Source organism: Mesorhizobium sp. M9A.F.Ca.ET.002.03.1.2, from assembly GCF_003952365.1.
In the GTDB taxonomy this organism is placed as follows: Bacteria; Pseudomonadota; Alphaproteobacteria; order Rhizobiales; family Rhizobiaceae; genus Mesorhizobium.
Window position 1 is genome coordinate 1,539,644 of record NZ_CP034443.1, and the last position, 25,529, is coordinate 1,565,172.

A 25,529-nucleotide genomic window follows, 5' to 3' on the forward strand; every position below is an offset into this window, starting at 1 on the left:
AGAAATTGTGCGCCTATCCGTGCGCTCAGGCCGAAGGCGCGTTGCAGACATGCGCAGCCTGAATCATCCGACAGACATTAGAGATCGCTAAAGCATCATTGTCCCGATGCATGCGATCTGCTAGGATTTGATTACCGACAAACGGCTCTGGGAGGCCGTGCGTCCGACATCATGCACAAGATCAACTCAAACCGGAGAACGGCCATGAAACGGCTTCTGACGGTCGCTGCCCTTTTGGCGGCGGGTAGTTTGTTTGCGATGCAAGGCGCAGCCGCCGATGACGCTGCGATGATCAAGAGCGCTGAATCCGCCGCGCCCCCCGCTGTGGCAAGCGGCGCCACGATCCACGCCATGGATGAGAAGGGCGCGATGCGCACATTGCGCGAGGGCACAAACGGCTTCTGGTGCATGCCGGACAACCCGGCCTCGCCGGGCCCGGATCCAATGTGTGGCGATGCCAACGCGATGGAATGGGCGGTGGCGTGGATCGGAAAAAAGGAACCGCCCAAGGGCAAGGTCGGCTTCATGTATATGCTGTCCGGCGGCACCGACGGGAGCAACACCGATCCTTATGCGACGAAGCCCGAGGAAGGCAACAATTGGGTGGAGACTGGCCCGCACGTGATGATCGTCAATGCAACGGATATGATGCAGGGCTATCCGACGGACCCCAAGCCGGACACGTCGAGTCCCTATGTGATGTGGGCGGGCACTCCCTACGCACATCTCATGATCCCGGTTAAGTAGCTGCCGCGAAATGGATGGCGATAGCGATCAGGCGTGGCGTCAGACTGTCGAGTTCCTTGCCGGCCCGGGCCGCTTCCAGCCCGCCGGCGAGGGAGCGGATCCCTGTCACGCTGCCTGCGCCATCCGTTCCGAGCTCATGCGGTAGGATATCGCCTCGGCCAGATGGATGCGGCCGACCGTCTCGCTGGCTTCGAGATCGGCCAGCGTGCGTGCCACCTTCAGCACCCGGTGGTAGGCTCGCGCGGAAAAGCCGAGTTTTTCGCTGGCATCCTTGAGCAGCGACAGGCCTGATTCATCCGGCATGGCGACCTCCTCGATGACGGAGGGCGAGCAATGCGCGTTGGTGGTAGCGGAGGTGGCGCCGAGCCGTTCGAAACGTTCGCGCTGGATCGTCCGGGCGCGTGCCACACGCAGCGCGACATCGGCACTCTTCTCCGCCCTATCAGGCCGGATCAGATCGCTGGCCGAGACCGCCGGCACTTCGATCCGGAGATCGATGCGGTCGAGCAGCGGGCCTGATATCCGCGCCTGGTAGTCGGTGCGGCAACGCTCGCCGCGCAGGCAGCGATAGCCCGGCTCGCCGGCCATGCCGCAGCGGCACGGGTTCATCGCCGCGACCAGCTGGATGCGCGCCGGATAGGTGACGCGATGGTTGGCTCGGGCGATCATGCAGTCGCCGGTCTCCAGCGGCTGGCGCAGCGCGTCGAGCGCCTGCGGCGAGAATTCTGGGAATTCATCGAGGAACAGCACGCCGTGATGGGCAAGCGACGCCTCGCCCGGCCGCACGCGCAGGCCGCCGCCGACCATCGCCGCCATCGAGGCCGAATGGTGCGGGGCGCGGAACGGCCGCCGGTCGGTGAGTTTTCCTTCGCCCAGTTCGCCGGCCACCGACGCGATCATCGAGACTTCGAGCAATTCCTTCGGCGCCAGCGGCGGCAGGATCGACGGCAGCCGCTGCGCCAGCATCGATTTGCCGGATCCCGGCGGTCCGATCATCAGCAGGTTGTGGCCGCCGGCCGCCGCCACTTCGAGGGCCCGCTTGGCGGTCTCCTGACCCTTGATGTCGGCGAGATCAGGCAGGTCGCGCGCCGAGGCACGGATGCCGGCTTCCGGCCGCGACAGGACCTGCGTGCCGCGAAAATGATTGGCGATGGCGATCAGGCTGCGTGGCGCCAATATGTCGAAATCCTTGCCGGCCCAGGCCGCTTCCGGCCCGCAGGCGAAAGGGCAGATCAGCCCCTTGCCTTCGGCATTGGCGCCGATCGCCGCCGGCAGCGCGCCGGCCACCGCGGCGATGGTGCCGTCGAGCGACAATTCGCCAAGCACGACATAGCCGGCCAGCATGTCGCCCGGAATGGCGCCAAGCGCCGCCATCAGGCCGAGCGCGATCGGCAGGTCGTAATGGCTGCCTTCCTTGGGCAGGTCGGCCGGCGCCAGATTGACCGTGACCTTCTTCGACGGCATCGACAGGCCCGACGCATGCAGTGCCGCCTGCACCCGCTCGCGGCTTTCGGCCACCGCCTTGTCGGCCAGGCCGACGATGTGCATGTTGACCTTGCCCGGCGCGATCATCACCTGCACGTCGACCGGCACGGCTTCGATGCCCTGGAAAGCGACCGTGCGGACCCGCGCAACCATTTTTTCACCCCGGATGCAGGCTTGCCTAAGCCTGTGCGATCATGCCGTGAACGGCGGCAGGAGAAGACAACCACAGATTTCAGGCGAAGGCAAGAACATTACGGGAACAGGTGGGAGCCCGCGGCTGCAACGGGGCTGCGTTGCGTTGTTGGTCGGGAACGCTGGTTCCGAGAGCGATGGAGTTACTTGCGTTTGTCCTCGACCGCGTCCCAGAACAGGCTGGCGATGTCGGCGCCGCCGAAGCGCTGCACCTCGCGAATGCCGGTCGGCGACGTCACGTTGATCTCGGTCATGTAGTCACCGATCACGTCGATGCCGACGAGGATAAAACCGCGCTCTTTCAGCGACGGGCCGATGCGGGCGCAGATCTCGCGCTCGCGCTTCGTCAGTTCGGTTTTTTCGGCGCGGCCGCCGACATGCATGTTGGAGCGTGAATCATGCTCGGCCGGCACCCGGTTGATGGCGCCGACCGGCTCGCCGTCGATCAGGATGATGCGCTTGTCGCCCTTGCGCACGTCCATCAGGTAGCGCTGCACGATATAGGGCTCGCGGAACATCTGGCCGAACATCTCGAGCAGCGAGGCAAGGTTGCGGTCGGCCTCGTGCAGGTGGAAGATGCCAGCGCCGCCATTGCCGTAGAGCGGCTTGACGATGATGTCGCCGAACTCCTTGCGGAAGGCGGCGACCTCTTGGCTGTCCTTGGTGATCAGCGTTTCCGGCATCAGGTCGGAAAACTCGGTGACGAAGATCTTTTCCGGGCTGTTGCGCACCCAGGCCGGGTCGTTGACCACCAGTGTCCTGGGATGGATGCGCTCGAGGATGTGCGTGGTGGTGATGTAGTTCATGTCGAACGGCGGATCCTGCCTGAGCAGGACGACATCCATCTCCGACAGGTCGGTGCGCACTTGTTCGCCCAGCGAATAGTGATTGCCCTTCTCGTCGCGGACCTGCATTTCCTCGATGCGGACAAACACCTTGCCGTCGCGCAGCGACAGCCGGTCGGGCGTGTAGTGGAAGAGCTGATGGCCACGACGCTGTGCTTCCAGCGACAGCGCGAAGGACGTGTCGCCGGCAATCGAGACGGTGGAGATGTGGTCCATCTGGACGGCGATTTTCAGAGGCATGGCGGATCTCCGGCGGATCGGATGGGCAGCTGTGCTTGCCTGTACAGGCTTGCCGGTCATCTGCCAATCGCGACATTTTGAGGATTGCCAGCTGCAGGCCGGGCGCCGGTCGGTCGGTTGGAGACAAAGCGAGGCTGTGCGTCATCGTTTTCTTAAGCCTTGTCGTGCAAGGATAGGCACCAAATGCTCTCCGGCCGGACTAACGCCCATACCGGGAGCTCCCGATGGAACAACGATGAACGCCGTCACCACCATCCGCGCCGCCTCGACCAGACCGCTCGAGCTCACCATCCTCATGCCATGCCTCAACGAGGCCGAGACGCTAGCCATCTGCATCGGCAAGGCCAAGGCCTTTCTCGACAAGGCGCAGATCTCGGGCGAGGTGCTGATCGCCGACAACGGCAGCACCGACGGCTCGCAGCAGATCGCAGCCGCAAAGGGTGCCCGCGTCGTGCAGGTGGCGCGGAAGGGTTATGGCGCCGCGATCCTGGGCGGTATCGCCGCCGCCAGGGGCCGCTTCATCATCATGGGCGATGCCGACGACAGCTATGATTTCGGCGCCCTGGAAGCGTTCGTCTCGCGCCTGCGCGACGGCGCCGATCTGGTCATGGGCAATCGTTTCCAGGGCGGCATCGAGGCCGGCGCCATGCCGCCGCTGCACCGCTATCTCGGCAATCCGGTGCTCAGTTTCGTCGGTCGCCTGTTCTTCCGCATCAAGACAGGTGATTTCCACTGTGGCCTGCGTGGGTTCAACACCGAGAGCATCAGGAAGCTCGACCTGCAGACGACTGGCATGGAATTCGCGAGCGAGATGGTGGTGCGCGGCGCTCTTGCCGGCCTGCGCATCGAGGAAGTGCCGACCACACTCAAGCCTGACGGTCGCAGCCGGCCGCCGCATCTCAGGACCTGGCGCGACGGCTGGCGGCACCTGAAGTTTCTGCTGGTGTACAATCCACGCTGGATGTTCTTCATTCCGGGCACGGTTCTGTGCGGTCTTGGCACGCTGTTTGCGGCGCTGCTTGTGTTCGGGCCGCTTAGAGTGATCGACAATCTGTCGCTCGACCTGAACACCTTCGTCGCCGCCTGTTTCATGGTGGTGACCGGCGTCCAGCTCGTCACCTTCGGCGCCATTTCGCGCTACTATGCCGAGATAACCGGCATCCTGCCGCGCAGTCGGCATTCCGGCTGGTTGACCAGAACCATCAGCACCGACCGTCTCGCCGCCAACGCCGGCATCTGCTTTGCCGGCGGCGTGCTGTTCTTCGGCTATGCCGTTCTGCGCTGGGCACATCTCGGTTTCGGTGCTCTGGATGATTCCGAAATCCCCCGCATCGTCGTGTTGGGATTGAGCCTGATCGTCGTTTCGTTCCAGGCCTTCTTCTCGGCATTTCTGCTCGGGGTCCTTGAAATACCGGTTACGCGGCTGAAAGCTGGCTCCGCCGGCCAATCCGACAATTCGTCGGTGCGCGAAGACGCATGAGCCAAGCGCCGCCAGTTTTCGTCCAGACGCGCCTGTTCCGCTTCCTGACGGTCGGCCTCGGCGCCGCCCTGCTGCTGTTCGTTCTTTCGTGGCTCCTGGTTTCACTCGGCCTTTCGCCCTTCATCGGCAGTGTCGTCGCCTATGCGATCACGGTCCTTGTTGCGTATTCGGCGCAGCGCGGCTGGACATTTGGTGGAAAGCACGACCATGCCCGCGCCATGCCGCGTTATCTTGCGCTGCAGGCTGGGTGCGCGGGGTTTTCGGGCCTTGTGTCGCATGTGGCGGTAACACGTTTCGGCATGTCGCCTCTTTCCATGTCCGCGTTGATGACGATCGCAGCGAGCGCTGTAAGCTTCGTCCTGTCCTCCCTATGGGTGTTTCCGGCGCGTGGCTAATGCATGTCGCCCGAAAGCAAGTCCGCGGACTTGACCCGAGGGTGCGCGGCGATTTCGGGATAACGACATGGATAAAGAACAAGGGCTTAAAGCGGGTCGCACGAATCCTTTCAGACGCGACGCGCTTTGGCACGTTTTGCATCCGGTTTTACGCTTTGTTGAACTGACCGGCGCTAGCCTACGCCGTTGAACACAGGCTGAAAGCCATCCCATGCCCGATGCTGTAATGCCTTCCAAAGGGACTGCTCGTATTTCCTGGCGAACGGACCTCATCCTGGCGCTGCTTGCCACGCTGGTGGCGCTCGCCATCAATGCCTCGGTCGGGTTTCCGGAACTGACCAACGCCCACGGCGACAACGACAGTCTGCTGCGTCTGGTCGAGGTGCGCGACTTGCTGGTCGGCCAGGGCTGGTTCGATCTGCATCAGTACAGGATGGGGCTCGAAGGCGGCTTCGTCATGCATTGGTCGCGGCTGGTCGATGCGCCGATCGCCGCCATCATCCTTGCCGCGTCGGCCCTGACCGGCGACATGGGTCTGGCCGAGAACGTCGCGCAGGTGCTGTGGCCGGCGCTGCTCTTCTGCCTGGCGGTGTTTTTCATCACCCGCGCGGCACGCAGTTTCGCCGGTGAGAGCGCCGTGCTGCCCGCCGCCGTCGTCGGCGCGGCGGCGCTGCATTTCATAGGCATCTTTTCGCCAGGCGCGCTCGATCATCACAATGTCCAGCTCATGCTGACTATGGCCAGCCTCAGCCTTCTGCTTGAAGCCCCCCGGCGGGGGCCGGCGGCGCTGCTTTCCGGCGTTTGCGCCGCGCTGATGCTGGCCGTCGGCATGGAAACAGCCCCCTATGTCGCCACCATCGGTGCCTGCGTCGCGATCCTGTTCGCCTTTGACGCAGATGGCGAAAGACGGATTGCCAGGGATTTCGGCCTGGGTTTCGCTGGCGTTTCCGCTCTCGTCTTCGTCGCCACTGTTCCCGTCTCCGCCTGGGGCCAGGCACAATGCGACGCCTTCTCGACCGTGCAGTTCGTCGTCGCGGTACTGGCCGGAACCGGCCTTGCCGCGATAGCCTTGATCGACACCGACGGGCGGACGCGTCGGCTGGTGTCGCTTGGCGTCCTCGCGCTCGCGCTGGGCACGGTCATCGTGGTGCTGTTCCCGCAATGCCTGGCGACCCCCTACGCGAACCTCGATCCGCGCCTCAAGGAGCTGTGGCTAGATCATATCGACGAAGCCCAGTCGCTGTTCGAGCTTGTCGTCCACGATCCGGCCAGCGTGGTGGCGCGTTATGTCACGCCGGCGGTCGCGCTCGCCCTGATGGCGCTTCGCCTTGGCCGTGGCGGCTGGCGGCGGCAGGACAGCCTTGTCGGTGCGCTGCTTGTCATGGCGTTCGTCGTCAGCGCCTGGCAGGTGCGCGGCTCGACATTCTCGGTCGCGTTGGCGGTCATCCCGCTTTCCGCCTGGATCGCCAGCTGGCGTCAGCGGGCCGAGGCCAGCCCTTCGCGCAGCGTGGCGCTGCGCATGGCCGCTGTCTGGCTCGCCTCGGTGAATGCCGTCTGGACAGGCGCCGCGGCGGCAACCTCGGTGGTGTTCGAAGCCGACAAGACGCCGGTCGATGACGGCGGTGCCGACATGGGTTGCCACGGCCAGGCCTCCTTTGCAGCGCTTGGCCGTTTGCCGGACACCACGGTGCTGGCAATTTCCAATCTCGGATCGCCGATCCTCGCCTATTCCGGCCATCGCGTCTTCGCTGGGCCCTATCATCGCAACATCGCCGGAGATCTGCTTGCGCTCGACGCATTTCTGGGGTCGGCTGTCGATGCCAGGGCGATCGTGCAAACACATCACGTCGGCCTCGTCGTCCTTTGTCGGGGCAGTGTGGAAAGCAAGCTTCTCGCCGCCAAGGCGCCGGAAGGTTTTCTTGCCGGGCTGATGCGCGGCAGCGTGCCGGACTGGCTCGAACCGGTCACGCAAATCAGCAGAGGTCCCCTCGAATTGTACCGCGTCCGGCTCGATCGCTGAAGCAATTCTTCACCTGTGAAAGAAATCGAATTTGGGATCCGTTTCCTAGAGCGGTTCACAGCTTGACTGAATCGGAACGGATTCCCGTTCGGTCGGAATTGTGATTCAAGATGCTGGCTGGATTGGAGGCCAGCATCTGATGACCCGACCTCTTTCCAATGATCTTCGAGGGCGCGTTGTGGCGGCGGTGGCGGCCGGGGAGAGCTGCCGATCGGTTGCCGAACGGTTCGGTGTTGCGGTTTCGTCGGTGGTGAAATGGTCGCAGCGCTATCGTGCGACAGGTTCGGTGCGCCGGCCAAGATGGGCGGGCATCGCAAACGGCTTCTGGAGCCGCATCGCGCCTTCATCGTGGAGCGGATCAACCAGACCTCGCACCTGACGCTGCATGGGCTGAAGGAGGAACTGGCGGCGCGCGGGGTTAAGGTATCGCACAACGCGGTATGGCTGTTCCTGCGGCGCGAAGGGCTGCGGTTCAAAAAAAACGCTGTTCGCCCTTGAACAGGCCCGCGCCGACATCGCGCGGCGACGACAGCGCTGGCGCTCCTGGCAGGCCGGCCTGGATCCACGCCGGCTGGTCTTCATCGACGAGACCTGGATCAAGACCAACATGACCCCGTTGCGCGGCTGGGGACTGAGGGGCAAGCCTCTGCGCGGCTTCGCCCCGCACGGTCACTGGCGCACGCTGACCTTCCTCGGCGCACTGCGCTGCGACCGGCTCACCGCACCTTGCGTCTTCGACGGGCCGATCAACGGCGAGTGCTTCCGCGCCTATGTCGAACAGCAGCTCGTGCCGGTCCTGGAGCCGGGCGACATAGTCATCATGGACAATCTCGGCTCCCACAAGTCGACGGCTGTCCGGCAGATGATCCAGGCAGCCGGCGCCAGGCTCTGGTACCTGCCGCCCTACTCGCCCGACCTCAACCCGATCGAGCAAGCCTTCGCCAAGATCAAGCACTGGATGCGGAAGGCCCAGAAACGATCGATCGAGGAAACCTGGCGGCATATCGGCCACCTCGTCACCACCATCGAGCCGAACGAATGCAGCAACTACTTCGCAAACGCAGGCTACGCTTCCGTCAAATCGTGAAAGACTCTAAGCGGTTTGCTGCCAGTCTCGGCATGGATCCGACGTCAAGACAGGGACACCGATGCAAACGACGTTTGGCACCGGGTAGGCAAGCACGGAAAGCGCGGATCTGGCCTTTACCGATCCGTTGACCAGGCTCGCCTCGCGCGCAAGGCGATCTGACGACCGGTGCGCGGCCGCCGCGCCGTCGCATTTTGTCAGACATAGTCCACGAACTTGCTTTTCTCCCTTGCTCCTCCGACCTAGCTGGATAGGATGCGCGCCGGCCAGATAGGGGCCGGATCGGGAGAAAAAAATGATGCCATCGGCGCGCTTTGCCGACCTTGAAGGCGCTTCGGTGCTGATCACCGGCGGCGGCTCCGGCATCGGCGCGGCGCTGACGGAAGGTTTTTCCCGCCAGGGAGCGAAGGTCGCCTTCATCGACATCGCCGATCGCCCGAGCGCGGCACTTGCCGACCGCATCCAGAAGGATCTCGGCCGGCGACCCCTCTATCTCAAGACAGACATACGCGACATCGAGGCGCTGCGTGCATCAGTCGCCAGCGCCGCCGAGGCGCATGGCGACATAACCGTGCTGGTCAACAATGCTGCACTTGACGACCGTCACGCGGTGGAGGACGTCACGGTGGAGTTCTGGGACAACAACCAGGCAATCAATCTGCGTCCGCATTTCTTCTCCGCACAGGCGGTGGCGCCGGGCATGAAGCGCGCCGGCGGCGGCTCGATCATCAACTTCACCTCGACGTCGTTTCTGATCAACCACCCCGACATGCCGGCCTATACCGCGGCCAAGGCCGGTATCGTCGGCCTGACCAAGGGGCTTGCCGGCAAGCTTGGCGTCGACGGCATTCGCGTCAATGCGATCGCACCCGGCTGGGTGATCACCGAGCGGCAGAAGGAGCTCTGGGCCACCGAACAGGCGCTCGCCGCCCACGTTGCCAAACAATGCATCAAGCAGGTGATGCAGCCGGAAGACATTGTCGGTACGGTGCTGTTCCTGGCGTCGGACGCTTCGCGCATGCTGACGGCTCAGATGCTGATCGTCGATGGGGGCTTCCTGTGAGCTTGGGATTTCCGGGCAAGGCGCCGGCCGTCGCGGCCGTCGATTGGGGCACCACCCGTCTCAGGGTCTGGCTGATCGATGATGCTGGAAACGTTCTTGCCGAACGTCGCGGGGACGATGGGCTGATCACCGCGCAAGCCGCAGGCTTTTCGACCATCCTCGAAGGACATCTGACGGCGATGGGTGCGCCGGAGGCGATGCCCGTCATCATCTGCGGCATGGCCGGCTCCCGCCAGGGCTGGCTGGAGGCGCCCTATGTTACCGTGCCGGCGCCGATTGGCGCCATCCTGGCGGGTGCTGCGCGCATTCCCGGCCAGCGCCGCGACATCCGCATCGTGCCGGGCCTTGCCCAGCGCCAGGCCGATGCACCCGACGTGATGCGCGGCGAGGAAACGCAACTTGCCGGCGCTGGTTTGCCGGCAAAGGGCCGCCATCTCGTCTGCATGCCCGGCACTCATTCCAAATGGGTTTTGGTCGAGGACGGCACCGTTGCCGGTTTTGGCACCTGGCCGACCGGCGAGCTGTTTTCGGTGCTGGCCGCGCACTCGATCCTGCGCCATTCGCTGGGCGAGCAGCCCAAGCCAGTTGCATCGGGAAATCCGTTTTTCCGGCGCTGGTGCGAACAAGCGCTGGCCGACGGCGGCGATGTCACGTCGAGGCTGTTCTCGATTCGCGCCGCGGGCCTGCTGCAGGACCTGAAGCCCGACGATGCCGCTGCATGCCTGTCCGGCCTGCTGATCGGCGGCGAGATCGCCTCGGCCAGTCGCCGCCACGGGAAAGGCACGGCGTCCGTCGTGCTGATTGCTTCCGGCGCGCTCGGTGCTCTCTACGCTGAAGCTCTTGGCCTTGCCGGACTTGCGGTCCGGACCGTCGACGCCGACGAGGCAGTGCGTGCCGGCTTGATCGAGGCCGCGCGCGAAAATGGCATGATTGCCGGAAGCGGAGTTGCCGCATGACCGAGACCGCACCGTTTCCCAAGCTCGGGCGCGGGCTTGTTGCCATCTTGCGCGGCCTCAAGCCCGACGAGGCGGTGGCCGTCGGCCAGGCGATCTTCGAAGCCGGCATCGAAGCCATCGAAGTGCCGCTCAATTCGCCGGACCCGTTTGCCTCGATCGCAAAGATCGTGGAGACGCTTCCGGCGACGGCACTGGTCGGCGCAGGAACTGTGCTGACCGCAGCCGATGTCGATCGCTTGCACAAGGCTGGCGGACGGCTGCTGGTCAGCCCCAACATCGATGCCGAGGTCATGGGTCGCGCGATGAATTACGGCATGGTGACGATGCCCGGCGTGTTCACGCCAACCGAGGCGTTCCAGGCGATCCGGCTCGGCGCTTCGGCCCTGAAATTCTTCCCGGCCAGCGTGCTTGGCGCGGCTGGCATCGCTGCGATGCGTGCCGTTTTGCCCGCTGAGACGCTGGTCGGCGCGGTCGGCGGCGTTTCGGAAAAGGACTTTGCCGGCTACAAAGCAGCCGGCGTCAGCGTCTTCGGCCTTGGCTCCAGCCTGTTCAAGCCAGGCATGAGCGCCGATGAGGTGGCCGCGCGGGCCCGTGCTGCCGCAGTAGCCTGGGATGCGGCATTTGGAGCGGCAGGATGAGTGAAGCCAACGTTTCGGTCTTTTCCGACGATGTCTGCCAGCTCGGCGAAGGGCCGAGCTACGACCCCGCCACCGATACGCTCTACTGGTTCGATATCGTCAACGGCCAGCTTCTGGAAAAATGCCTTTCCGGCGGTGCGGCCAGAATCCATAAACTTGGCCAGATGGCCAGCGCCGTCGCCATCATCGACGATAACAGACAGCTGATCGCCACCGAAACCGGCCTGCATGTTCGCGACGTGGCGACCGGCAAGATGACGCTGCACACCGCAATCGAGGCCGACAATCCGGTGACGCGCTCGAACGATTCGCGCGTCCATCCCTGTGGTGCCTTCTGGGTCGGCACGATGGGCAAGGGCGAGGAAAAGGCCGCCGGCTCGATCTACTGGTTCTTTCGGGGGGAATTGCGCCGGCTCTATTCGGACATCACCGTGTCGAACTCGATCTGCTTTTCCGAGGATGGAACGCTCGCCTATTACACCGATACCAGCACCGGGCTGCTGATGCGTGTCGGCTGCGATCCGGCGACCGGCCTGCCTGCCGGAGAGCCGAAGATCTTCGTCGATCACCGCTCGGCCAAGGGCTATGTCGACGGTTCGGTGCTCGACCGCGACGGTATTCTTTGGAACGCCTGCTGGGGCGGCAGCGTGATCGAAGCCTACGGACCCGACGGCAAGCTCGTCCGGTCAGTTGCGATGCCGGTGACGCAACCGTCCTGCCCGGCCTTTGTCGGCAGGAATGCCGACCGGCTGGCGGTCACCTCCGCCTGGTCGGGCAAGGACGAGAAACAGCGCCTGCTGGACCCGCAAGCCGGCATGACGTTTCTGCTCGACATTCCGGTCAACGGCCGCTTCGAGCCGCGCGTGCTGATTGCCTGAGCATATCCAACTGTCGTGCGGGCGTCCGGCCGACGTCGGTTTTTCGCGAAAGCCTGATACATTCGACATGCGATGGTGGGCAATCGCACTGCCAGGACCGTTCATCCCCAGGACCCGTTCATCCCATGTCAAGCCGCAAGCCGAAGCTGATCCTTGTCTACGAGCAGCAAAAGGCCTGCTTCGAGCGGCTGGTCGCCAATGGTCACGTGCCGGAGCGTGCTGCCGAAATCGCCTCGTATCTGGCGCAGTCGACCGACATCGCGCCTGAGTTCGACGCGCTTGCCGCAGCCTGCCAGGCGCGGGACCTGTCCTTCGCGCCGGTGGCGCTCGACGATGCCGCAGGCGCGCTTGCCGGCGAAGACCCGCTGACCACGCTTGTCTGGACGCTGACCGACGGCGTCGCTTATTTCCGCGGTGGTGCAGCACCGGCTCTGGCAAGGCTGAACGGGCTGAAGGTGCTCGGCGCCGATGATGCGCTGTTTGCGCTCTGCCAGGACAAGTTCCGCGCCGGCGCTGTGCTCGGTGCGCTCGGCCTGCCGGTGCCGCAAGCCGGTCTGGCTCGCGACGGTCATTGGCTGGTCGAGCCACCGCCTTCGCCAACTGGCTGGTTCGTCAAGCCGAACCGGCTCGGTGCCAAGATCGGCATCTGGCCGGATTCGCGCAGCAGTGATCTTGGTCACGCGCTGGAACTCAGCCGGCGTGTCTTCGCCGCCTATCGCGACGACGTCGTCGTGCGACCCTATGTCACCGGGCGCAATGCGCGCGCCAGTTTTCTGGGCCTGAGGCCGGACACCGGCGTCGAGGCGCTCGGCATCGCCTTTGTCGATTCGGGTGGTGATTTCCAGACCATGGAGGACAGCTTGGCGCTCTACGGCGACACTGGCGCGGCTGCCAAGGCGACGGGAACATATGCCGAGCCTGAACTGCTGCCGGTCGTCGCCAGCCAGCCGCGAGCCGATGCAAGGATCCGGCGGATCGCAGAAGGCCTGACGGCCGGGCTTGGCCTGCGGGATGTGTTTTCCATCGATCTTCGCGTCGAGGTCGATGACAGCATCCATCTTATCGAGTTCGAGGTCTGCACCGGCCTGCCCTGTTTCGATTTCCGCGCCTATTGCCGCACGCAGTGGGAGATGGGCCTCGCCGATGCGATGGCGGAGACCGCCGCAAGCCGTTTTAGTCGAATGGCCGCGTCTTAAGCAGAAATCCGGCGTAACGCTGCCCGGAGCCATGCAGCCAAGTCCGCCAGCGAGATGAGCAGCGCCCGCGTACGCAGCTGTGCCGGCGACCCAGGACCGTGTCTCGACAAATGGCTTGCGTTCCGGCGCCTCACTTAATAGGGTGTTAAGTAAGAGAGGAACACGACCCTGCGATATACCCGAAAATGACAACGCTGGCGCCTACGGAAGCAGACAAGGCGAAGCATGTCGGCGAGCGGATCAAGGCCATACGCACGGCCCGACGCATTTCGCTTCGCCAGCTGGCCGACATGATCGGCACGACGGCGAGCTTCATCAGCCAGCTCGAGCGCAATCTGAGCGGAGCCAGCGCCAGCACCCTTATGCGGATCGCGGCTGCGTTGGATATCGGCATCAACGACTTGTTTGACCAGACCGAAGGTGGGTTCCACAAGGTGCTCACCAGAGCCGACCGTCCCCTGCTGCCGATCAGCCATGGTTGTCGAAAGACGTTGCTGTCGCGGCGGCCGATCCATGAATTCGAGGTTTATTCGGGGGATTTCGACGTCGGCGGCTCGACCGGCAACGACGCTTACACGCATGGCGGCAAGCACGAAATGTTCGTCGTCCTGAAGGGAACGGTCGAGCTGACGCTGGCAGACGAGCGCTTCGTCATGAACGAGGGCGACAGCATCGAGTATGCAACCTCGACGCCGCATCGCACGGTGAACATCGGCAAGACGCCGGCGCAGGTGCTCTGGATCATCGCGCCCCCGACCAGCGGCGCGGCGGAACTCAATCAATACACGCCTGGACAAGGCTCGCAGCCGGGTGGACCGAAGTAATGCGGGTGCACGTAAATGGGAGATAAAGAATGAAGAAGATCGGACAGGTGACCGCGCTCGGGCTGCTGATGATCACGACCGCAGCGCTAGCACAGAGCAAGCCCGTGGCGGGCGAGGTGACCGAGGGCTCGCTGAAGGACAAGACGCTTACCTTCGTCTCGTATGGAGGCATTTATCAGGATGGTCAGATCGCTGCGCTGAAAGAATTCGTCGACAAGTCCGGTGTGACGCTGCTCAGCGACGGGCCGACCGAAATCTCGAAACTGCAGGCGCAGGTTGAATCCGGGAATGTGACCTGGGACGTTGTCGATACCGGCGACTTCCCGCCCTACGTCTATTGCGGCAAGCTGTTCCAGAAGCTGGACTTCTCGAAGATCGATACGTCCAACATTCCAGAGGGCCAGATCAGCGAGTGCAGTGTGCCGGCCATGAACTATGGCGTTGTGCTGATGTACAACACCGAAAAGTACAAGGATAACCCGCCCAAGAGCTGGAAGGATTTCTTCGACATCGAGAAATTCCCGGGCTCGCGCGCCCTGGAGGGCAGCGGCGATCTGTCGGGCGGCATGGTCGAGCAGGCGCTGCTCGCGGCCGGCGGGTCGGTGGAAAAGATGACGATTGCCGATATCGACAAGGCTATCGAGAAGGTGAAGTCGCTCGGTCCGGACACGATCTTCTGGAAGACCGGTGCCGATTCCCAGCAGCTCGCCGAATCCGGCGAAGCCGACATGATCGCGATGTGGACCGGACGTGCCATGACCGCGGTGAAGAACGGCGCGACGTACACGCCGGTGTGGCAGGATTGGCTGGTCGTGATGGACCAGATGACCATTCCGATGGGCGTCAAGGACCCCGACGCGGCGCATGCGCTGATCAACGCCTATGTCGGCAAGAGTGCACAGGAGACACTTGCAAAAACCACCTCGTATACCCCGATCCACAAGGACGCGAAGCCCGAAGTGGACGAGGTCACCGCAGCGTTCATGACCAACACGCCGGACAAACTGAAGCTTGGCTATCAGCAGAACATCAAGTTCTGGGTGGAGAATTTCGAGGTGGCGAACGAAAAATGGAACGCGTTGATGGCGGGCAACTAGGTTCACCGCCGTGACAGCGAGAGCAACCGACAGCCGGACCGCTGTTCCGGCTGTCGCGGCAGACGACCGGCGGCGCTGGTTTCGGGGGCAGGCCTTCTGGCTTGTCGCGCCGGCGCTGCTGCTGCTCGTTGTCTCCTTGGGCCTGCCGCTCGCCATCGTGACCTTGCGCAGCTTTTCCGAGCCGCAATGGGGATTGCAGAACTATGCCTGGTTTTTCGGCACACCGGTCAACCTGACCGTACTTCAGCGGACCTTCGCGATCTCCGCCTGGGTGACGTTGGTATGTCTCGTTGCGGGCTATCCCTATGCCTATCTGATGACTGCGGTCGGACCCAAGATGCGGCTCATCCTCATCCTCTGCGTGCTGGTGCCGTTCTGGGTGAGCGGCGTGGTGCGTACCCTGGCATGGGTCATCCTTTTGCAGGACTCCGGCGTGATCAACTCCGTCATCCGCGCCGCCGGCCTCGGTCCGGTCAAGCTGATCCGCACACAGACAGGCGTGGTGATCGGCATGGCGCAGGTACTGTTGCCGTTCATGATCCTGCCGCTCTATTCGGTGATGAAGACGATAGATCTGCGGCTCATGCAGGCGGCACGAAGCCTCGGCGCGAGCCCGGCGCGCGCCTTTGCCCAAGTCTATCTGCCGCTCTCGCTTCCGGGCGTGTACGCGGGCGCCATCATCGTGTTCATTCTTGCGCTCGGGTTCTACATCACCCCCGCGCTGCTCGGCGGTCCGCGTTCGACCATGCTTTCGACCCTGATCCAGAACCAGGTGCTCAGCCTGCTCAACTGGGGGCGCGGCGGTGCGATGGGTGTGGTGTTGTTGATAGCGACCTTCGTCCTGCTCGCGCTGGCGGCGCCGCTGACGCGCCAACCGCACAAGACGGGCTCGAGACGCTGATGAAACAGCCCGGTCGAATCCTGCTCGGTCTGTTCTGCCTGCTCGTCGCGGTCTGGCTGGTCGCACCGACAATCGTCGTCGTGCCGATGTCTTTCAACGACAAGAAGTCGCTGGCCTTTCCGCCATCCGGCTTTTCCTGGCAGTGGTACCAGAACTTTTTCACCAACCCCGAATGGTCGGCGAGCCTGGTCGGTTCGCTCAAGGTTGCCATCGTCACGGCGGTGTTCGCCACCGTCATCGGCACGCTGGCGGCATTCGGCCTCGATCGCATGAAAAGCCGCGTCAGCGGCGTGCTCCGCGCACTGCTGATCACACCAATGGTCGTGCCGGGAGTGGTGCTCGCCGTCGGAATCTACGCGGTCTATCTCGATACGCAGTTGGTCGGCACCATGACCGGCTTCGTGCTGGCCCACACGATGCTCGCCGTCCCTTTCGTCATCATCGCCGTCTCCGCCAGCCTCGAAGTCTTCGACAAACGGCTGGAGACTGCTGCGGCGAGCCTCGGCGCGACCCGGCTGACGGCGTTCAGGACGGTGACGTTGCCGCTGATCGCGCCGGGCATCCTCTCGGGCTTGCTGTTTGCTTTCGTAACCTCATTCGACGAGATCATCGTCGCGCTGTTCATCACCAGCCCTTACCTGAAGACATTGCCGGTCCAGATCTTCTCCAGCATTACCCGGGACGCCGACCCGACCGTTGCGGCGGTGGGCACGCTGCTCTTTATCGCGACGTCGCTGGTGATCGGGGCGGGGCTGCTGATCGGTTCGAGACAGGGAAAACGTTGACATGGCTTCACCATCGACACGCGGCGCAGCCATCGATCTCAGATCCGTCGCCAAGCACTATGGCAGCTTCGTTGCTCTCGACAAGGTCTCGCTGCGCATCGAGCCGGGGGAGTTCATGACGCTGCTCGGACCCAGCGGTTCGGGCAAGACGACCACGCTCAACGTCATCGCCGGCTTCACCGAGGTCAGCTCGGGTTCGCTTGACGTCGCCGGCAAGAGCGTCATCGGCGTGCCGGCGCACAAACGCAACATCGGCGTGGTCTTCCAGCACTACGCGCTGTTTCCGCATATGACGGTGAGCAGGAACGTCGCATATCCGCTGACCTTGCGCGGCATCGCCATTCCCGATCGCGAGGCCCGGGTCCGCAAGGCCCTGGACATGGTGAAGATGGCGGATTTCGGCCACCGCTTCCCCAGTGAGCTCTCCGGCGGGCAGCAGCAGCGCGTCGCGCTGGCCCGCGCCATCGTCTTCGACCCGCCGCTGCTCCTGATGGACGAGCCGCTCGGCGCGCTCGACAAGAAGTTGCGTGAATGGCTGCAGCTCGAGATCAAACGGATCCACCGGGAACTGGGCACCACCTTCGTTTACGTCACGCACGACCAGGAGGAGGCCCTGGTTCTCTCGGACCGCATCGCCGTATTCAACCAGGGACGCATCGAGCAGATCGGCACCGGTCGCCAACTCTACGACGAGCCCGAGACCTTGTTCGTCGGAAAGTTCGTCGGCGACTCGACGATACTGCGTGGCGCAGCCTCCACTTCCGGCGACGATACCGCCATCGATATAGCCGGACGGAAAGTGGCCACGGCCAAACGCCTTGCCGACGGCGCCAAACCCGTGATGCTGCTGCGGCCGGAGAAGCTGAGCCTTGCCAGACGGGGGAAGGGCGGACAGGATCGAAACACCCTGCCCGGGCGCATCGGCGAGGCCATCTATCTCGGATCGGGCTCCAAATACGAGGTCGTGCTGGCCGACGCCTCCAAGGCGATCGTGCGCTCGACGCTGGACGCCGAAACCTTCGCCATCGGCGACGAGGTCGACCTCGTATTCGCGGCCAGCGACGCGAAGCTGTTGGCGGACGACGAAAACGCCGATTTCACGCTGACCTGAATCTTATCTGGGAAAATCGCGACAATGGACGTGAAGAGGAACGGCGACGTGTCATTCTGGTATGCCGATATCGGCGGCGTGCCCGGCTATCGGCCGCCGCTGCAGGGCGATATCGTGGCCGACGTTTGCATCGTCGGGGCCGGCTATACCGGCCTTTGGACCGCCTACTACCTGAAGCAGGCAGCCCCGCACCTCAACATTGTCGTCGTCGAGAAGGAGTTCGCCGGGTTCGGCGCTTCGGGACGCAATGGCGGCTGGTTGTCCGGCGGATTCTCATGGTCGCGCGAAAAATATGAGCAGGCATCGTCGCGCGCTGGAGTCGTCGCCATGCAGGCGGCGATGATGGGTACGGTCGACGAGGTCATATCGGTCACGGAAACCGAAGGCATCGACGCCGACATTCGCCGTACCGACGAACTGCTGGTCGCAACCAACGAGGCGCAGGAGCAGCGCGCGAGGGCGATGTATGCCCATGCCAGATCCTGGGAGCTGACCGACGAACGCGTGGGCTACATCGATGCAGCGGAGATGCGCCGGCGCATAGCGGTGCACAATGCGCGCGGCGCCTTCGTCATCAAGAAAGTTGCGCGGGTTCAGCCGGCAAAGCTGGTGCAGGGGCTCGCCAGAGCGGTGGAGCGCCTCGATGTTCCGATCTACGAACAGACGACCGTGCTATCGATCGAAAAAGGCAAGGTCGCAACCAACCGAGGCGTGGTGCGCGCCGAAAAGATCGTGCGGGCGACCGAGGGCTTCACCGCGGGAATTGCCGGCCACGAAAGACTTTGGCTGGCGCTAAACAGCGCCATCGTGGTGACCGAGCCGTTGTCCGAAAAACTGTGGAGCGAAATCGGCTGGGATGGCTACGAGATTCTCGGCGACGCCGCGCACGCATACTGCTACGCGCAGCGCACCCGGGAAGGACGCATTGCCATGGGCGGGCGCGGGGTGCCGTATCGTTTCGGCTCGAAGACCGACGTTCGAGGCGTCACCCAGCAGGCGACGATCGACAAGCTGCACAAGATCCTGACGACGCTTCTGCCGCAGACCAAGGGGCTCAGGCTCGATCATGCGTGGTGCGGAACGCTGGGCGTGCCGCGCGACTGGTGCACGACGGTGGGCTTTGACAGGCAGACCGGAATAGGGTGGGCAGGCGGCTATGTGGGCCTGGGCGTCTCCACTTCGAACCTCTCGGGACGCACATTGAGGGATCTGCTGCTGGGCAACGACACCGACCTGACGCGGCTTCCCTGGGTCAATCGAACCGTGCGCAAATGGGAGCCGGAGCCGCTGCGCTGGCTCGGCGTCCATTCCATGTACCAGCTCTATCGAATTGCCGACGAGCGGGAAGCAAAGGGGCTGCCGCGCACATCGCGGCTGGCGGCCCTGGCCGATCGCATCACCGGGCATTGAACCGCACCACCTCGAGGACTTCAGCATGATCGACTTCAAGACCTTCGCGCACCTTGCGCATATCGACCTCGGTGAGCCCCAGCCGAAACCCACCTCGGTGGAGGGCGATCAGCGGGAAGCGGCCAACACTCTCTGGACTTCGGATGATGGCAAGATCGAAATCGGTGTCTGGGAATGTTCGCAGGGCCGGTTCACCGCGCGCCGGGACACGAATTCCGAAATTTGCCACATCGTCTCCGGCCGCGTGACGCTGCACGGCCCCGACGGCGCGGCCAAGGATGTCGGACCCGGCGAATTGCTTGTCCTGCCGCTTGGCTGGGAGGGCGAGTGGACCATCCACGAGAAAACGCGCAAGCTTTATATCCTGCATTCGGTCTGACCGCAGCGGCGGTTGCCGCTGAACTAAAACCCCTCGACCAACACGATCTCGCCGTCGGCCACCTTCTGGCGGATCGCGGCGGCGCGCTGGTATTCGGGCGAGTGGTAGCAATCGTGCGCCGCAGCCAATGACGGAAACTCGATGATCACGTTGCGGTCGCGGCCCGGCCCCTCGGCCTTTTCATGCGCGCCGCCACGCGCCAGGAATTTCACATCGAAACGGTCGAAGGCCAGTTTGGCGGCAGCGACATAGTCCTTGTAGCCTTCGGCGTCGCGTACATCGACGCGGGCGATCCAATATCCCTTGGGCATGTTTTTTTCTCCGAAATTGCTCCCAAGCATCGGCCCGAAAATCGGGGTCGATTTTCGGAAAGCACGATGCGTAGATCAAAAGTATTAGAGCGTACTTTGTGCGTCCAAGTGGACGTTACGCCGAGCGCATTTCCTCAAGTATGGCTTCCGCGACCGCCCGCCTGTCGGCGGCGCCGACGATCGGCCGGCCGACGACGAGATGGCTGGAGCCGTTGCGGATCGCCTGCGCCGGCGTCACCACGCGTTTCTGGTCGCCATGGTCGCTGCCCTTGGGCCGTATTCCCGGCGTGACGACTGCCATGTTGGGCCCGACGATCCGGCGCACCGCTTCGGCCTCCTCGGCCGAGCAGACGATACCGCCCATGCCGGCATGCAGGGCCTGTTCGGAGCGCCTCAGCACCAGCGTATGCGGGTCATATTCATAGCCGGCGTCGATCACGTCCTGTTCGTCCATCGAGGTCAGCACGGTGACGCCAAGCAGGCAGAGATCGCTGCCCCTGGCGGCCTCGACCGCTGCCTTCATCGTCTTCGGATAGGCGTGCAGCGTCAGCATGGTCATGCCCATCCTGACGATGGCCTCGACGCCCTTGGCCACCGTGTTGTCGATGTCGAGCAGCTTCATGTCGAGGAAGATCCTGGTGCCGCCGCTGGCGAGCTCGCGGGCGAAATCGAGGCCGCCGGCGAAGGCGAGCTGATAACCGATCTTGTAGAAGGAGACGACCCCGTCGAGCTCGCGCACCGCCTTCTCGGCTTCCTTCAGCGTCGGCACGTCGAGGCCGACGATCAGCCTGTCTCGCATAGTGTCTTCGGCGTGGATCAAGTCTCGATCCGCGTGGACAGCATGCGCGAGGTTTCCATCAGCGTGCGGCATAGGTTCTCCATCGATCTGTGCAGTCTCTCGTCCCTGAAATTCCCGTCCTCGTCGAAGGCGTTGCCGCCTTCCGGCACCGAGCACTCCGGCGTCACCACCTCCATCTGGCAGCGCACCAGCACGGCGCGCAGATGGTTGATGCAGCGTACTCCGGCGAAGTGTCCCTTGGAAGACGAACAAAGGCCGGCGGGCTTGCCGGTGAAAGGCCTGAGCGACCGGCCGCCATCCTTGCGCACCCGGCTCACCCAGTCGATGGTGTTCTTGAGCAGCGGTGGGATGGAGCCGTTATATTCGGGCGTCGCAATCAGCAGCCCGTCATGGGCGGCGATCTGCCGGGCAAGGTTGATGGCGTTTTCGGGAATGCCGTTTTCCTTCTCCAGATCCTCGTCCAGGATCGGCAGCGGATAGTCGGCAAGCGAGATGCGGGTCACCTCGGCACCTTGCATGGCAAGTTCCTTCTGCGCCACATCGGCGGTCCTGCCGCTGTAGGCGCCTGTGCGAATCGAGCCCGCGAAGACGAGAATTTTCGGCATCACCGCCATGGGCCACCTTTGTCAACGGACAGGTATAGGCCAGGCACGCCTCAAATCCCAAATACTGATCAATGCGCCCCGCGCCGGTAGATCCAAAGCTGCGTCGGCGGGATGTTGCGAATCACGAAATGGAAATGCTCGACCGTGTAGTCGCCGCGGCCGGGCGGGATCGGCGACAGCGGACCGTAGGTCAGCTGCACGACCGGGCGGCCTGTCGGGATGCGGTCGAGAAGGCTTTCGATATAGGCGATGCGCTGGGCGACCGGAAAATTGAGCAGCGGCACGCCGGAGACGACTGAATCGAACTTCAGGCCGCTCTTGTCGCCGAGCGTCGCATCGAGATTGAAGGCGTCGCCCTCAATGAGGTTGATATCAGGATAGAGTTGGCGCAGATGGCGCACGAAATCGGTGGAATATTCAACCGCATAGAGATTTTCAGGCTTTACGCCCTGGGCGAGGATGGCTCGCGTGATGACGCCGGTACCGGGTCCGACTTCCAGCACCGGCAGGCCCGATTTCGGGTTGACGACGGAGGCCATCTTGCGGGCGGTGATGGAACTGGTCGGCACGATCGAACCGACCGCCTTCGGCTTGTCGATCCAGCCTTTGAAGAACTTCAGTTCGTCGTCGAACTTTTCCGCCAGCGCTTTTCGCAATCCGGGACCATGTGCCATGCAAGTTCTCCTGAACGCTCCCCCGAGAGGCTACTTAGCAGCTACGGGGTCCAAGGCAAGGCGGAAGCCGGTATAAGATGTTGATGACGCTTGGGAAGCTTTCGCTAATTGTACTCTATACCCGATTGGCAAGAATAGGCATCAGCGCTCGCCGAAGGTTTCGAAAAAGTCCTTCATGCGGGCGAAGAATCCGCTCGACTGAGGCGAATTATCCTTCGAGGAAAGCTGCTCGAACTCCTCCAGCAGCTCGCGCTGGCGGCGGGAAAGGTTTTGCGGCGTCTCGACCGCGGTCTGGATATAGAGGTCGCCGACGTTGTGCTGGCGCAGCACCGGCATGCCCTTGCCCTTGAGGCGGAACTGGCGGCCGTTCTGGGTGCCTTCCGGCACCTTCACTTTCGTCTGGGTGCCGTCCAGCGTCGTCACCTCGAAGGAGCCGCCAAGGGCGGCGGTCGTCATCGAGATCGGCACCTTGCAGTAAAGATCGGCACCGTCACGCTGGAAGAATTCGTGCGGCTTGACCGCCAGGAAGATATAGAGGTCACCCGACGGGCCGCCGCGCAGGCCGGCCTCGCCCTCATTGGCAAGGCGGATGCGGGTGCCGTCCTCGATGCCGGCCGGGATGTTGACCGACAGCGAGCGCTCCTCGGTGACGCGGCCCTGGCCGGCGCATTTCGGGCACGGCTCCTTGATGGTCTGGCCACGCCCCTGGCATTGCGGACAGGTGCGCTCTATCGAAAAGAATCCTTGCGTGGCGCGCACCTTGCCGTGGCCGTTGCACATCGAGCAGGTGACGGGCTGGGTGCCAGGCTTGGCGCCGCTGCCGGAGCACTCCGTGCAAGAGATCGAGGCCGGGACGCGAATCTGCGCGGTCTTGCCGGTGAATGCCTCCTCCAACGTGATTTCCATATTGTAGCGCAGGTCGGCGCCGCGCTCGCGGCCGCTGGACGAGCGGCGCTGGCGCCCGCCCATCATGTCGCCGAAAATATCCTCGAAGATGTCGGCGAAACCGCCGGCGCCGAAACCTTGCGCACCGCCATTCATGCCGCCCTGTTCGAAGGCAGCGTGGCCGAAGCGGTCGTAGGCCGCGCGCTTCTGCGGGTCCTTCAGCGTCTCGTAGGCTTCGTTGATTTCCTTGAACTTGTGCTCGCAGGAATGATCGCCGGGATTGCGGTCGGGATGGAATTGCATGGCGAGCTTGCGGAACGCGCTCTTGAGCTCCTTCTCGTCGGCCCCCTTTTGCACGCCCAGCGTTTCGTAGAAATCAGCTTTCATTTTTTCCCGCAGTCCGGATATTCAACGTCTTGAAGCCCTGTTGCGTCGTTCGCCGGCACGCAGTTCCGATTTAGGTGCGATGGGGTCGGGATGCCAGTGTCGACGCGGGGTTGCCCGCATTTTTTCGGCTAAGGCCGCACTTTTTCGTCCAGAGTTGCAAAAAAGCCCGGCCTTGCGCCGGGCTTTTCCACTTTATCTGCCGTCAGGCCGCTCAGGCCGACTTCTTCTTGTCGTCGTCCTCGTCGATTTCCTCGAAGTCGGCATCGACCACGTCCGAGTCCTTGGCGGCGTCCGCCTTGGCGTCGGCTTCCGCGGCTTCCTTCTGCGAAGCCTCGTACATGGCCTGGCCGAGCTTCATCGAAGTTTCGGCGAGCGCCTGCGTCTTGGCCTCGATCTCGGTCGCGTCATCGCCTTCGGCAGCGGTCTTCAGCGCCGCGATCGCATCGGCGATCGCCGTGCGGTCGGCCTCGGAAACCTTGTCGCCATATTCCTTCAGCGACTTCTCTGAGGAATGCACCAGCGCCTCGGCCTGGTTGCGGGCCTCGACCAGCGCGCGCCGCTTCTTGTCGGTCTCGGCATTGGCCTCGGCATCCTTCACCATCTTCTCGATATCGGCGTCAGAAAGGCCGCCGGACGCCTGAATGCGGATCTGGTGCTCCTTGCCGGTGCCCTTGTCCTTGGCCGAGACGTTGACGATGCCGTTGGCGTCGATGTCGAAAGTGACCTCGATCTGCGGCACGCCACGCGGCGCCGGCGGAATGCCGACCAGGTCGAACTGGCCGAGCGCCTTGTTGTCGGCGGCCATCTCACGCTCGCCCTGGAAGACGCGGATGGTCACGGCCGACTGCGAATCCTCGGCCGTCGAGAACACCTGGCTCTTCTTGGTCGGGATCGTCGTGTTGCGCTCGATCAGGCGCGTGAACACGCCACCCAGCGTCTCGATGCCGAGCGACAGCGGCGTCACGTCGAGCAAGAGCACGTCCTTGACGTCGCCCTGCAGCACGCCGGCCTGGATTGCGGCGCCCAATGCGACGACCTCATCCGGATTGACGCCCTTGTGCGGCTCCTTGCCGAAGAACTGCTTTACGATCTCCTGGATCTTGGGCATGCGGGTCATGCCGCCGACCAGGACGACCTCGTCGATTTCGCCGGCCTTCAAGCTGGCATCCTTGAGCGCCGCCTTGCAGGGCTCGATGGTGCGCTGGACGAGATCCTCGACCAGGCTCTCGAACTTTGCCCGCGTCAGCTTCAGCGTCAGGTGCTTGGGGCCGGTGGCATCGGCGGTGATGAAGGGCAGGTTGATCTCGGTCTGCGTGGTGGACGACAGTTCGATCTTGGCCTTTTCGGCCGCTTCCTTGAGGCGCTGCAGGGCTAGCTTGTCGCTCCTCAGGTCGATGCCCTGTTCCTTCTTGAACTCGGCCGCCAGATATTCGACCAGACGCATGTCGAAATCCTCGCCGCCGAGGAAGGTGTCGCCATTGGTCGACTTCACCTCGAAGACGCCGTCGCCGATTTCGAGCACCGAAATGTCGAACGTGCCGCCGCCAAGGTCATAGACGGCAATAGTCTTGCCTTCCTTCTTGTCGAGGCCGTAGGCAAGTGCGGCTGCGGTCGGCTCGTTGATGATGCGCAGCACTTCGAGGCCGGCGATCTTGCCGGCATCCTTGGTGGCCTGACGCTGGGCGTCGTTGAAATAGGCCGGAACGGTGATGACCGCCTTCTCGACCTTCTCGCCGAGATAGGCTTCCGCCGTTTCCTTCATCTTCTGCAGGATCATCGCCGAGATCTGGCTGGGCGACTGCTTCTTGCCGCCGGCCTCGACCCAGGCATCGCCATTGTCGCCCTTGACGATCTTGTAGGGGACAAGCTTCTTGTCCTTGTCCGTCACCGGATCGTCATAGCGGCGGCCGATCAGGCGCTTGACCGCGAAGATGGTGTTTTCGGGATTGGTGACCGCCTGGCGCTTGGCCGGCTGGCCGACAAGGCGCTCGCCATCGCTGTTGATGGCGACGATGGAAGGGGTCGTGCGCGCGCCTTCCGCATTTTCGATGACCTTCGACTCCTTGCCGTCCATGATGGCGACGCAGGAGTTGGTGGTCCCCAGATCGATACCGATTACTTTTGCCATTTTTCTAGTCT

Annotated in this window: 26 protein-coding genes and 1 pseudogene; 19 read left to right on the forward strand and 8 right to left on the reverse strand. The window is 63.5% G+C overall.

The features are described from left to right. The first annotated feature begins 204 nt into the window (after positions 1 to 204). A complete protein-coding gene (locus EJ066_RS07745) occupies positions 205 to 747 on the forward strand; it encodes a hypothetical protein (RefSeq protein ID WP_126036440.1) in 543 nt (180 codons plus the stop codon). A 105-nt stretch (positions 748 to 852) separates the two neighbouring features. On the opposite strand, the gene EJ066_RS07750 is transcribed toward EJ066_RS07745, so the two are convergent. Further along, complete coding sequence (locus tag EJ066_RS07750; protein WP_126036442.1) at positions 853 to 2,385, reverse strand: YifB family Mg chelatase-like AAA ATPase; 1,533 nt, start codon at positions 2,383 to 2,385, stop codon at positions 853 to 855. Positions 2,386 to 2,567: 182 nt separating this feature from the next. After that, positions 2,568 to 3,509, reverse strand: a complete 942-nt coding sequence (gene gshB, locus EJ066_RS07755) for a glutathione synthase (protein WP_126036443.1) — start codon at positions 3,507 to 3,509, stop codon at positions 2,568 to 2,570. A 235-nt stretch (positions 3,510 to 3,744) separates the two neighbouring features. Here gshB and EJ066_RS07760 point away from each other — a divergent pair, with 235 nt between their 5' ends. From EJ066_RS07760 to EJ066_RS07835, 18 genes and pseudogenes are all read left to right on the forward strand, one after another. Beyond that, positions 3,745 to 4,989 (forward strand): glycosyltransferase family 2 protein, encoded by a 1,245-nt coding sequence (locus EJ066_RS07760; RefSeq protein WP_126036445.1) that lies wholly within the window; start codon positions 3,745 to 3,747, stop codon positions 4,987 to 4,989. Beyond that, positions 4,986 to 5,384, forward strand: a complete 399-nt coding sequence (locus tag EJ066_RS07765) for a GtrA family protein (protein ID WP_126036447.1) — start codon at positions 4,986 to 4,988, stop codon at positions 5,382 to 5,384. Before EJ066_RS07760 ends, EJ066_RS07765 begins: the two co-directional genes overlap by 4 nt. Positions 5,385 to 5,595: 211 nt before the next feature. Then, on the forward strand, positions 5,596 to 7,404 hold the full coding sequence (locus EJ066_RS07770) for a GtrA family protein (protein ID WP_126036449.1): 1,809 nt from the start codon (positions 5,596 to 5,598) through the stop codon (positions 7,402 to 7,404). 139 nt (positions 7,405 to 7,543) lie between these two features. Beyond that, positions 7,544 to 7,783, forward strand: a complete 240-nt coding sequence (locus tag EJ066_RS31765) for a helix-turn-helix domain-containing protein (RefSeq protein WP_245455091.1) — start codon at positions 7,544 to 7,546, stop codon at positions 7,781 to 7,783. Continuing rightward, positions 7,705 to 7,902, forward strand: a complete 198-nt coding sequence (locus EJ066_RS31770) for a hypothetical protein (protein ID WP_245455258.1) — start codon at positions 7,705 to 7,707, stop codon at positions 7,900 to 7,902. Before EJ066_RS31765 ends, EJ066_RS31770 begins: the two co-directional genes overlap by 79 nt. Next, positions 7,859 to 8,491: pseudogene (locus EJ066_RS07775) on the forward strand (IS630 family transposase); the annotation flags it as partial. The gene EJ066_RS31770 and the pseudogene EJ066_RS07775, both read left to right, overlap by 44 nt. Before the next feature lie 295 nt (positions 8,492 to 8,786). Next, complete coding sequence (locus EJ066_RS07780) at positions 8,787 to 9,554, forward strand: SDR family oxidoreductase (protein ID WP_126036451.1); 768 nt, start codon at positions 8,787 to 8,789, stop codon at positions 9,552 to 9,554. After that, positions 9,551 to 10,510 (forward strand): 2-dehydro-3-deoxygalactonokinase, encoded by a 960-nt coding sequence (locus EJ066_RS07785; protein WP_245455096.1) that lies wholly within the window; start codon positions 9,551 to 9,553, stop codon positions 10,508 to 10,510. Before EJ066_RS07780 ends, EJ066_RS07785 begins: the two co-directional genes overlap by 4 nt. Continuing rightward, a complete protein-coding gene (locus tag EJ066_RS07790; RefSeq protein WP_126036455.1) occupies positions 10,507 to 11,148 on the forward strand; it encodes a 2-dehydro-3-deoxy-6-phosphogalactonate aldolase in 642 nt (213 codons plus the stop codon). The genes EJ066_RS07785 and EJ066_RS07790 overlap by 4 nt, the downstream gene beginning before the upstream one ends. Beyond that, a complete protein-coding gene (locus EJ066_RS07795) occupies positions 11,145 to 12,026 on the forward strand; it encodes an SMP-30/gluconolactonase/LRE family protein (protein ID WP_126036457.1) in 882 nt (293 codons plus the stop codon). The genes EJ066_RS07790 and EJ066_RS07795 overlap by 4 nt, the downstream gene beginning before the upstream one ends. 125 nt (positions 12,027 to 12,151) lie before the next feature. Then, a complete protein-coding gene (locus EJ066_RS07800) occupies positions 12,152 to 13,222 on the forward strand; it encodes a D-alanine:D-lactate ligase-like protein (RefSeq protein WP_126036460.1) in 1,071 nt (356 codons plus the stop codon). A 185-nt stretch (positions 13,223 to 13,407) separates the two neighbouring features. Then, complete coding sequence (locus EJ066_RS07805) at positions 13,408 to 14,046, forward strand: XRE family transcriptional regulator (protein ID WP_126036462.1); 639 nt, start codon at positions 13,408 to 13,410, stop codon at positions 14,044 to 14,046. A 29-nt stretch (positions 14,047 to 14,075) separates the two neighbouring features. After that, positions 14,076 to 15,143, forward strand: coding sequence for an extracellular solute-binding protein (locus EJ066_RS07810; RefSeq protein WP_126036464.1), 1,068 nt, complete (start codon positions 14,076 to 14,078; stop codon positions 15,141 to 15,143). A gap of 10 nt (positions 15,144 to 15,153) precedes the next feature. Continuing rightward, positions 15,154 to 16,044, forward strand: a complete 891-nt coding sequence (locus tag EJ066_RS07815) for an ABC transporter permease (RefSeq protein WP_126036466.1) — start codon at positions 15,154 to 15,156, stop codon at positions 16,042 to 16,044. Continuing rightward, entirely contained in the window at positions 16,044 to 16,829 is a 786-nt protein-coding gene (locus EJ066_RS07820) for an ABC transporter permease (RefSeq protein ID WP_126036468.1), read from the forward strand. Before EJ066_RS07815 ends, EJ066_RS07820 begins: the two co-directional genes overlap by 1 nt. A gap of 1 nt (position 16,830) precedes the next feature. Further along, the gene (locus EJ066_RS07825) at positions 16,831 to 17,940 is read left to right on the forward strand and encodes an ABC transporter ATP-binding protein (protein WP_126036470.1); all 1,110 of its coding nucleotides are present in this window, start codon (positions 16,831 to 16,833) and stop codon (positions 17,938 to 17,940) included. A 24-nt stretch (positions 17,941 to 17,964) separates the two neighbouring features. Continuing rightward, on the forward strand, positions 17,965 to 19,350 hold the full coding sequence (locus tag EJ066_RS07830; protein ID WP_126036472.1) for an FAD-binding oxidoreductase: 1,386 nt from the start codon (positions 17,965 to 17,967) through the stop codon (positions 19,348 to 19,350). 25 nt (positions 19,351 to 19,375) lie between these two features. Continuing rightward, complete coding sequence (locus tag EJ066_RS07835) at positions 19,376 to 19,729, forward strand: cupin domain-containing protein (RefSeq protein WP_126036474.1); 354 nt, start codon at positions 19,376 to 19,378, stop codon at positions 19,727 to 19,729. Between the two features lie 23 nt (positions 19,730 to 19,752). On the opposite strand, the gene EJ066_RS07840 is transcribed toward EJ066_RS07835, so the two are convergent. The 6 genes from EJ066_RS07840 to dnaK form a co-directional block, all read right to left on the reverse strand. After that, positions 19,753 to 20,040 carry a DUF1330 domain-containing protein gene (locus EJ066_RS07840; RefSeq protein ID WP_126036476.1) on the reverse strand — a complete coding sequence of 96 codons (288 nt, stop codon included), beginning with the start codon at positions 20,038 to 20,040 and terminating at the stop codon, positions 19,753 to 19,755. Between the two features lie 115 nt (positions 20,041 to 20,155). After that, a complete protein-coding gene (gene pyrF / locus EJ066_RS07845; RefSeq protein ID WP_126043782.1) occupies positions 20,156 to 20,839 on the reverse strand; it encodes an orotidine-5'-phosphate decarboxylase in 684 nt (227 codons plus the stop codon). Positions 20,840 to 20,856: 17 nt separating this feature from the next. After that, entirely contained in the window at positions 20,857 to 21,453 is a 597-nt protein-coding gene (locus EJ066_RS07850) for an NADPH-dependent FMN reductase (protein ID WP_126036478.1), read from the reverse strand. Positions 21,454 to 21,512: 59 nt separating this feature from the next. Continuing rightward, positions 21,513 to 22,118 (reverse strand): phospholipid N-methyltransferase PmtA, encoded by a 606-nt coding sequence (gene pmtA, locus EJ066_RS07855; protein WP_126036480.1) that lies wholly within the window; start codon positions 22,116 to 22,118, stop codon positions 21,513 to 21,515. A 141-nt stretch (positions 22,119 to 22,259) separates the two neighbouring features. Continuing rightward, positions 22,260 to 23,390 (reverse strand): molecular chaperone DnaJ, encoded by a 1,131-nt coding sequence (gene dnaJ, locus EJ066_RS07860; protein WP_126036482.1) that lies wholly within the window; start codon positions 23,388 to 23,390, stop codon positions 22,260 to 22,262. A 211-nt stretch (positions 23,391 to 23,601) separates the two neighbouring features. Then, positions 23,602 to 25,518, reverse strand: a complete 1,917-nt coding sequence (gene dnaK / locus EJ066_RS07865) for a molecular chaperone DnaK (protein ID WP_126036484.1) — start codon at positions 25,516 to 25,518, stop codon at positions 23,602 to 23,604. Positions 25,519 to 25,529: the final 11 nt, after the last annotated feature.